This is a genomic window from Planomonospora algeriensis, assembly GCF_977012225.1.
Window position 1 is genome coordinate 1 of sequence record NZ_CDRNDK010000395.1, and the last position, 5975, is coordinate 5975.

At 74.5% G+C, this 5975-nt stretch carries 7 protein-coding genes and 1 pseudogene; 3 read left to right on the top strand and 5 right to left on the bottom strand.

Going from position 1 to position 5975, the window contains the following annotated elements:
* The 3 genes and pseudogenes from ACWJ6R_RS28435 to ACWJ6R_RS28445 all read right to left on the bottom strand — a co-directional run.
* Positions 1–266, bottom strand: a pseudogene (locus tag ACWJ6R_RS28435) (hypothetical protein); the annotation flags it as partial.
* 360 nt (positions 267–626) lie between these two features.
* On the bottom strand, positions 627–1817 hold the full coding sequence (locus ACWJ6R_RS28440; protein ID WP_449065172.1) for a globin domain-containing protein: 1191 nt from the start codon (positions 1815–1817) through the stop codon (positions 627–629).
* Positions 1818–1900: 83 nt separating this feature from the next.
* Positions 1901–2371, bottom strand: a complete 471-nt coding sequence (locus ACWJ6R_RS28445; RefSeq protein WP_449065173.1) for an RrF2 family transcriptional regulator — start codon at positions 2369–2371, stop codon at positions 1901–1903.
* A gap of 214 nt (positions 2372–2585) precedes the next feature.
* Here ACWJ6R_RS28445 and ACWJ6R_RS28450 point away from each other — a divergent pair, with 214 nt between their 5' ends.
* Entirely contained in the window at positions 2586–2720 is a 135-nt protein-coding gene (locus ACWJ6R_RS28450) for a hypothetical protein (RefSeq protein WP_449065174.1), read from the top strand.
* Positions 2717–2977 carry a hypothetical protein gene (locus ACWJ6R_RS28455; RefSeq protein WP_449065175.1) on the top strand — a complete coding sequence of 87 codons (261 nt, stop codon included), beginning with the start codon at positions 2717–2719 and terminating at the stop codon, positions 2975–2977. Before ACWJ6R_RS28450 ends, ACWJ6R_RS28455 begins: the two co-directional genes overlap by 4 nt.
* A gap of 60 nt (positions 2978–3037) precedes the next feature.
* Here the strand turns inward: ACWJ6R_RS28455 and ACWJ6R_RS28460 are convergent, their stop codons facing one another.
* On the bottom strand, positions 3038–4261 hold the full coding sequence (locus ACWJ6R_RS28460) for a PP2C family protein-serine/threonine phosphatase (protein WP_449065176.1): 1224 nt from the start codon (positions 4259–4261) through the stop codon (positions 3038–3040).
* A gap of 160 nt (positions 4262–4421) precedes the next feature.
* Positions 4422–5600: an MFS transporter gene (locus tag ACWJ6R_RS28465; RefSeq protein ID WP_449065177.1), complete on the bottom strand. Its 1179-nt coding sequence runs from the start codon at positions 5598–5600 to the stop codon at positions 4422–4424.
* Positions 5601–5668: 68 nt separating this feature from the next.
* On the opposite strand from ACWJ6R_RS28465, the gene ACWJ6R_RS28470 reads away from it, so the two are divergent.
* Positions 5669–5975, top strand: a 307-nt coding sequence (locus ACWJ6R_RS28470; RefSeq protein ID WP_449065178.1) for a MarR family transcriptional regulator, incomplete at its 3' end; no start/stop codon positions are given.

Genomic DNA, 5975 nt, shown 5'->3' on the forward strand with positions numbered 1-5975 from the left:
AGGGCGTTCTCGCCGGTGCCCTTGAGGAAGCCGGTGGTGGGGCTGCCGCCGTTGATCCAGGCCTTGGCGGCGGGGGTGGCGAAGCCCAGGCCGAACATCTTGTCGACGAAGGCCCACAGGAAGACCCAGCCCAGTGCGATGCGGGCGGCGGCCAGGCCGTAGGCGGCGGCCGGGGTCAGGGTGCGGGCGGCGGCGACCGGGGCGGCCGGGGCGAGGGTGGCGGTGTGCCGGCCGTTGAGCTGGGCGCGGCCTTCAATGATCGCCATGATGGGCTCCTTGGGGGGTTTTCGTCTCTCGGTTACGTCACCCAGTACATCGGCTCGCACCCCCTTCCCCGCAGAGCCGTACGGCTCGCCCTGACCGACCCGAAGTCCCCACGGGGAAGGACCTTCGGCCCTCCCCCGTGCCCGCGGGGGAGGGCCGTCGGCCCGGCTCGGGTGCTTCGCACGGGCGCCGTCCGGCTCAGGGCGTCCCGCACCCGGCACGAGACGCCGCGGAGGCGTTCCCGGGCCCGGCACGAGACGCCGCAGAGGCGTTCCCGGGCCCGGCTCGGGGCACGGTCAGGCGGCGCCCAGCCACAGATCGGGGCACGGTCAGGCGGCGCCCAGCCACAGATCGGGGCACGGTCAGGCGGCGCCCAGCCACAGGTCGGGGCCGAAGACCTCGTAGTGGACGTCGCGCGCCGCGACCCCGGCCCGGAGGAGCTGGGCGCGCACGTCCCGCATGAACGGCAGCGGGCCGCACATGTAGACGACCGTGCCCTCGGGGATCTCCACGTCGGACAGGTCCATCCGGCCGGGGCGGGCGCAGCCGCAGGGCCCCTCCTCGTACCAGAAGACCCGCTCGCCGCCGGGCAGCGCCTCGGCGAGCCGCTTCATGTCCTCGCGCAGGGCGTGCTCGGCCTTGGAGCGGTCGGCGTGCAGGACCAGGACGCGGCGGGCGGAGCCGGTCAGGGCCAGGTGCTGCAGCATGGCGGTGACGGGCGTGCAGCCGATGCCCGCCGAGACCAGGACGAGCGGCGCGTCCCCGTCCTCCAGCACCACGTCGCCGAACGGGGCCGACAGGGTCAGCTCGTCCCCCTCGGAGACGGTGTCGTGCAGCAGGGCGGACACCTCTCCGTCCGGGGAGCCCTCCGCCCGCGCCCGCTTGACGGTGATGCGGCGCAGGCCGTCCTCGCCGTGTCCGGAGAGCGTGTACTGCCGGAGCTGGTGCACGCCGTCGGGCAGCTGCACCCGGACGCTGACGTACTGGCCGGGGCCGGCGGGCGGGACGGGCTCGTCGCCGATCGGGGCCAGCACGAAGGAGACCGTGTCCGCCGTCTCCTCCCGCCGCTCGACGACCCGCCACCGCCGCCAGGTGCGCCCGGCGCGCGCCCCGGCCTCGGCGTAGATCCTGGCCTCCATGGCGATCAGCCCGCCCGCCATCAGCCAGTAGACCTCGTCCCAGGCCGCGGCGACCTGCGGGGTGACGGCGTCGCCGAGCACCTCGGCGATCGCGGCGAACAGGTACTTCTGGACGATCACGTACTGGTCGTCGGTGACGCCGACCGCGGCGTGCTTGTGCGCGATGCGCGCGAGCAGCCGGTCGGGACGCTCGTCGGGGTTGTCCAGCAGCGCGGCCGCGAACCCCGCGATGGAGCCCGCCAGCGCCTTGCGCTGCTCGCCGTTGCGCTGGTTGCCCCGGTTGAACATGCCGTCGAGCAGCTCCGGGTGCTCGGCGAACATCGTGTCGTAGAACCGCGCGGTGATCGCGTCGAGGGACGCGCCCACCACGGGGAGCGTGGCGCGGACGGTCGCGGCGGACTCGGCGGACAACATGTCGACCTCCAGGGACGGCTGAACGGAGATCCCCCTGAAATTGGAATCTGAAATACATATTAAGAGGCGGGTCCGCCGCTCCCTCACCGAGGGTCGTCCGGGCGCCGGAGCGGCGCCTCCGGCACGGAGGTCAGGGAGAGCAGGACCGGCCCCGTGGGCGCCGCCACCAGGGATTCGACCGTGACCGCGTCAAGGGAGGCGTAGAAGGCCTCCTGCGCCTGGCGGAGCGCCGTCCGCAGGCGGCAGGCCGCCCGGAGCGGGCACGGCGGATCGTCCTCGCACCCCACCACGTCGTCCGCGCCCTCCAGCGCGCGGACGACGCCGCCGACCGACGCCCGGCGACCGGCCTCCGACAGCCGCATCCCGCCGCCCCGCCCGCGCCGGGCCTCCACCAGCCCCAGCTCGCTCAGGCGCGCCACCGCCTTGGCCGCGTGGGTGTACGGCACGGCGAGCATGTCCGCGACCGCCCGGGTGGTCAGCAGCTCGCCCTCCCCCGCCACGGCCAGCCGCATCACGATGCGCAGCGAGATGTCGGTGAAAGCGGTCAGACGCATGGCCTTACGGTAGGCGCTCCGCGCCCCTGCTCCGCGGGCCTCGGCCGTACGGCCGCCCGGGCGGCCCGCGAGGGCGGCGGGAACCCGCGGAGGCCGGGAGGAACCGCAGGTCGGAGCCGTGCCGGAGGCGCGGAGCACCGGGCGGGGATGGATGGACCGCCCCGGCCCGGGTACGTCACCGTTCGATGTTCCCGAACCGAGGAGTGATCGTCCGATGAGCGAATACCAGCGTTCCCGCACGATGACCGCGCCGCCGGAGGCGGTGTTCGACAAGGCCAGCGACCTGGACCGGCTGGACTCCTGGCTCCCCCGGGAGCTGCACGTGCGGGGCGAGGACCGCCGGCGGTGACCGTGCACGAGGACGGCAGCGGCAGGGACGAGCGCGCGCTCTTCCGGGCGCAGCGCGACCAGCTCCGGCTCGAGTGGGGGACGCGCGACGACAACCGCTACGCGGGCTGGCTGCAGGTGGCGAGCATCAGCGACCAGGCCAGCGAGGTGACCGTGCACCTTTCGTTCTTCGACGAGGAGCACGCCCCCTCGGGCGACGAGGTCGACCACGCCCTGGAGAAGAGCCTGGAGCGGCTGGCCGAGCAGGTACGGGTGTAGTCCGCCGGGTGGCCGGGACCGCGCGGCCGCCCCGCCCGGTCCCAGGTGCGGTTCGCCCGGTCACAGCTGCAGCTTGCGCTGGCCCGCCCCGTGCCACTCCAGCAGCAGCACGGTGGCGTCGTCCTGGAGCTGCTCGTGGTGGTAGTCCATGACGCTGCGGACGAGGCGGCGCAGGGTCTCCGGCACCGGCAGCCCGTCGGCGTTGCGGCGGATGATGAAGTCGGCGAAGCGGCTGAGGCCGAACTCCTCTCCGTCGCGGTTGCGCGCCTCGGTGATGCCGTCGGTGTAGAGCAGGACGCGGTCGCCGGGTTCGAGCTGCTCCTGGCAGAGTGAGACGGGAAGGCCCAGGTCGAGACCGACGGGGTGAGCGGGATCGCATTCGAGGGTGGCGACCCAGCGCCCGCCCCGGATCACGATCGGCGGGTGGTGCCCGCGGTTGACCCAGGAGAAGACCCCGCTGCGCAGGTCCAGCTGGGCCAGGATCGCGGTGGCGAAGCGGCTGCGGCCGAACTCCTCGATCAGGGCGCGCTCGATCGCCACGCTCGTGGCGATCAGGTCCGCTCCCTGGCGGCGGCTGTTCCGGCAGGCGGCGACGGCGAGGCTCGCGGTCAGGCCGGCGGAGGCGTCGTGGCCCATCGCGTCGAAGACCGCCAGGTTCACCAGGTCCCCGGCGAGGGCGTAGTCGAAGGCGTCACCGCCGATCTCGTAGGCGGGCTCCAGTGCCGCGCCGACCACCACCTCCTCGTTGGCGAAGGTCAGCGGCGGCATGAGGTTCCACTGCATCTCCGCGGCGACGCTCATCGAGCGGGTCCGCACCAGCCGGGCGTAGGAGTCGCTCTGCGAGCGCTTGCTCACCATCAGCAGCGCCACCAGCGACGCCAGGGCCCGCATGTCCTCCTGGACCCGCTCGTCGGCGCCGTCGGCGCCGACCCGCAGCACCCCCAGGCGCTCGGTCCCGTCCAGCAGCGGCACCCACCAGCCCGCGCCGCCCTCCCCGCCCGGCCTGGCGATGATCCGCATCTCCTGGAAGGCCCGGCCGGCGAGGGTCCCCTCGATCCGCAGCTCGTCCCTCTCCAGCTCGGGCTCCTCGTAGGAGTGCACCCCGTGCCCGGTCAGCAGCCGGAGCACCTCCTGGCGCAGGTCGGCCACGTAGATCAGCACCTCGTGCAGCCCGGCGTGGGCGGCGCACTCCTCCACCAGGGACGGCAGCTGCTCCATCCCCGACAGGTGGCTGCCCTCGACCAGCCCTTCCAGCATCCGCACCCGGCCCGCGGAGACATCCATGGCGCCGTCTCCTCCCCGCACGCGACGTCCCGGACCCGCCCGCGGTCCCCCTGGAGCGCTCCGCGGCCCCCCGCGCGCGGCAGGCGGGAACGCGGAGCCGGAACGGCCCCGGACCCTTCTCCTACCCCTGCCGGTTAACCCTCAGTCACCGTCCGCGCCGTCAGCGGCCCACGGGCTCCCCCACCGGCGCCTCGCGTACGGCGGAGCGGGGCCGCAGGGAGCCGGCCAGCCCGGCACCCGCCAGGGAGACGGCCGCGATCAGGCCGAACGCGGCGGGCAGCGAGGTCGCGTCGGCCACCCAGCCGATCACCGCCGGGGCCACCAGGCCGGACAGGTAGGTGATCGTCGCGATCCCCGCCACTCCCTGGCCGGGCGTCGCGGTGGCGTTGCCCCCGGCGGTGAAGACCAGCGGCACGGTCACGGCGACGCCCAGGCCCAGCAGGACGAATCCGGCGACACCCGGCCACGGGGTCCGGGCGGCGGCGACCAGGACGCAGCCGGCGGCGGCGAGCAGGCCTCCCGCGCGGACGGTCAGGACCGGCCCGAGCCGGTCGACGACCAGGTCCCCCGCCAGCCGGGTGACCGACATGGCCAGGGAGAAGACGGCGAAGCAGGCCGCCGCGACCCCGGCTCCCGCGCCGGTGACGTCCTCGATGTAGACGGCGGCCCAGTTCCGGCCGGCGCCCTCGGCGAAGGTGGCGCAGAACCCGACGACGCCGATCGCGAGGATCGCCCGCGACGGCACGGCGAACCGGGGCGGGGGCCGCTCCCCGGGCTCGGGCCGGGTGTCGAGCAGCGCGCGGCTCACCACGACGCCGACGGCCAGCAGCACCAGCGCCGTCGCCGCGTGGTGCAGGCGCGCGTCCACGGCGAACTCGGCGGCGAGCGCGCCCACGCCCGCACCGGCCAGGCCGCCGACGCTCCACATGCCGTGCAGTCCCGACATGACGGAGCGTCCCATCCGCTGCTCGACGACCACCCCCTGGGCGTTCATCGCGACGTCGCACGTTCCGGCCGCGGCGCCGTACAGGAAGAGCGCCGCGCAGAGCCAGGGGAGGCCGGGGGCCAGGGAGGGGAGCGCCAGCGCGGCGCACCACAGGGCGAGCAGGACCCGCGTCGCCGCCCGCCCGCCGTACCGGTGGACCAGGCGGCCGGACATCGGCATGGCCACGAAGGCGCCCAGGGCCGGGAAGAACAGGGCGAGCCCCAGCGCGGCGGAGTCCAGTGCGAGGTGGTCCTGCAGCCACGGGATGCGGGTCGCCCAGCTTCCGGCGACCGCGCCGTGCACGGCGAACACCGCGGCGACGGCGATCCGGGCACGTTTCGTGTCGGTATGCATGGGTTCAAAATTAACAGGCAGGTTCCCTGATAGAAAACATCTTTTTCCGGCCGTGGACAATGGGCGGCATGAGGACCGCCACCCCGAAGCTGGCCCGGGTGATCAACGACCGCCTCGCGCTCGACCTCCTGCTCGAGCGCGGGCCGCTGACCGCCCCCCAGCTCCGGGAGCTCACCGGTCTGTCCCGCCCGACCGTGTCCGACCTGATCGAGCGGTTGCAGGCGAACGGGCTGATCGCGGTCACCGGGGAGGCCGGGGAGGACCGCCGGGGGCCGAACGCGCGCCTCTACGGCCTCGTCGCCGACCGCGCCCACGTGGCCGGCGTGGACGTGCGCCGCGACGCGGTCAACGTGACCGTCGCCGACAGTCACCGGC

What these genes read in the sequence shown, in the direction of transcription:
- ACWJ6R_RS28440 (WP_449065172.1), bottom strand. Translation starts at nt 1,817, where the DNA reads ATGTTGTCCGCCGAGTCCGCCGCGACCGTCCGCGCCACGCTCCCCGTG.
- ACWJ6R_RS28445 (WP_449065173.1), bottom strand. Translation starts at nt 2,371, where the DNA reads ATGCGTCTGACCGCTTTCACCGACATCTCGCTGCGCATCGTGATGCGG.
- ACWJ6R_RS28450 (WP_449065174.1), top strand. Translation starts at nt 2,586, where the DNA reads ATGAGCGAATACCAGCGTTCCCGCACGATGACCGCGCCGCCGGAGGCG.
- ACWJ6R_RS28460 (WP_449065176.1), bottom strand. Translation starts at nt 4,261, where the DNA reads ATGGATGTCTCCGCGGGCCGGGTGCGGATGCTGGAAGGGCTGGTCGAG.
- ACWJ6R_RS28465 (WP_449065177.1), bottom strand. Translation starts at nt 5,600, where the DNA reads ATGCATACCGACACGAAACGTGCCCGGATCGCCGTCGCCGCGGTGTTC.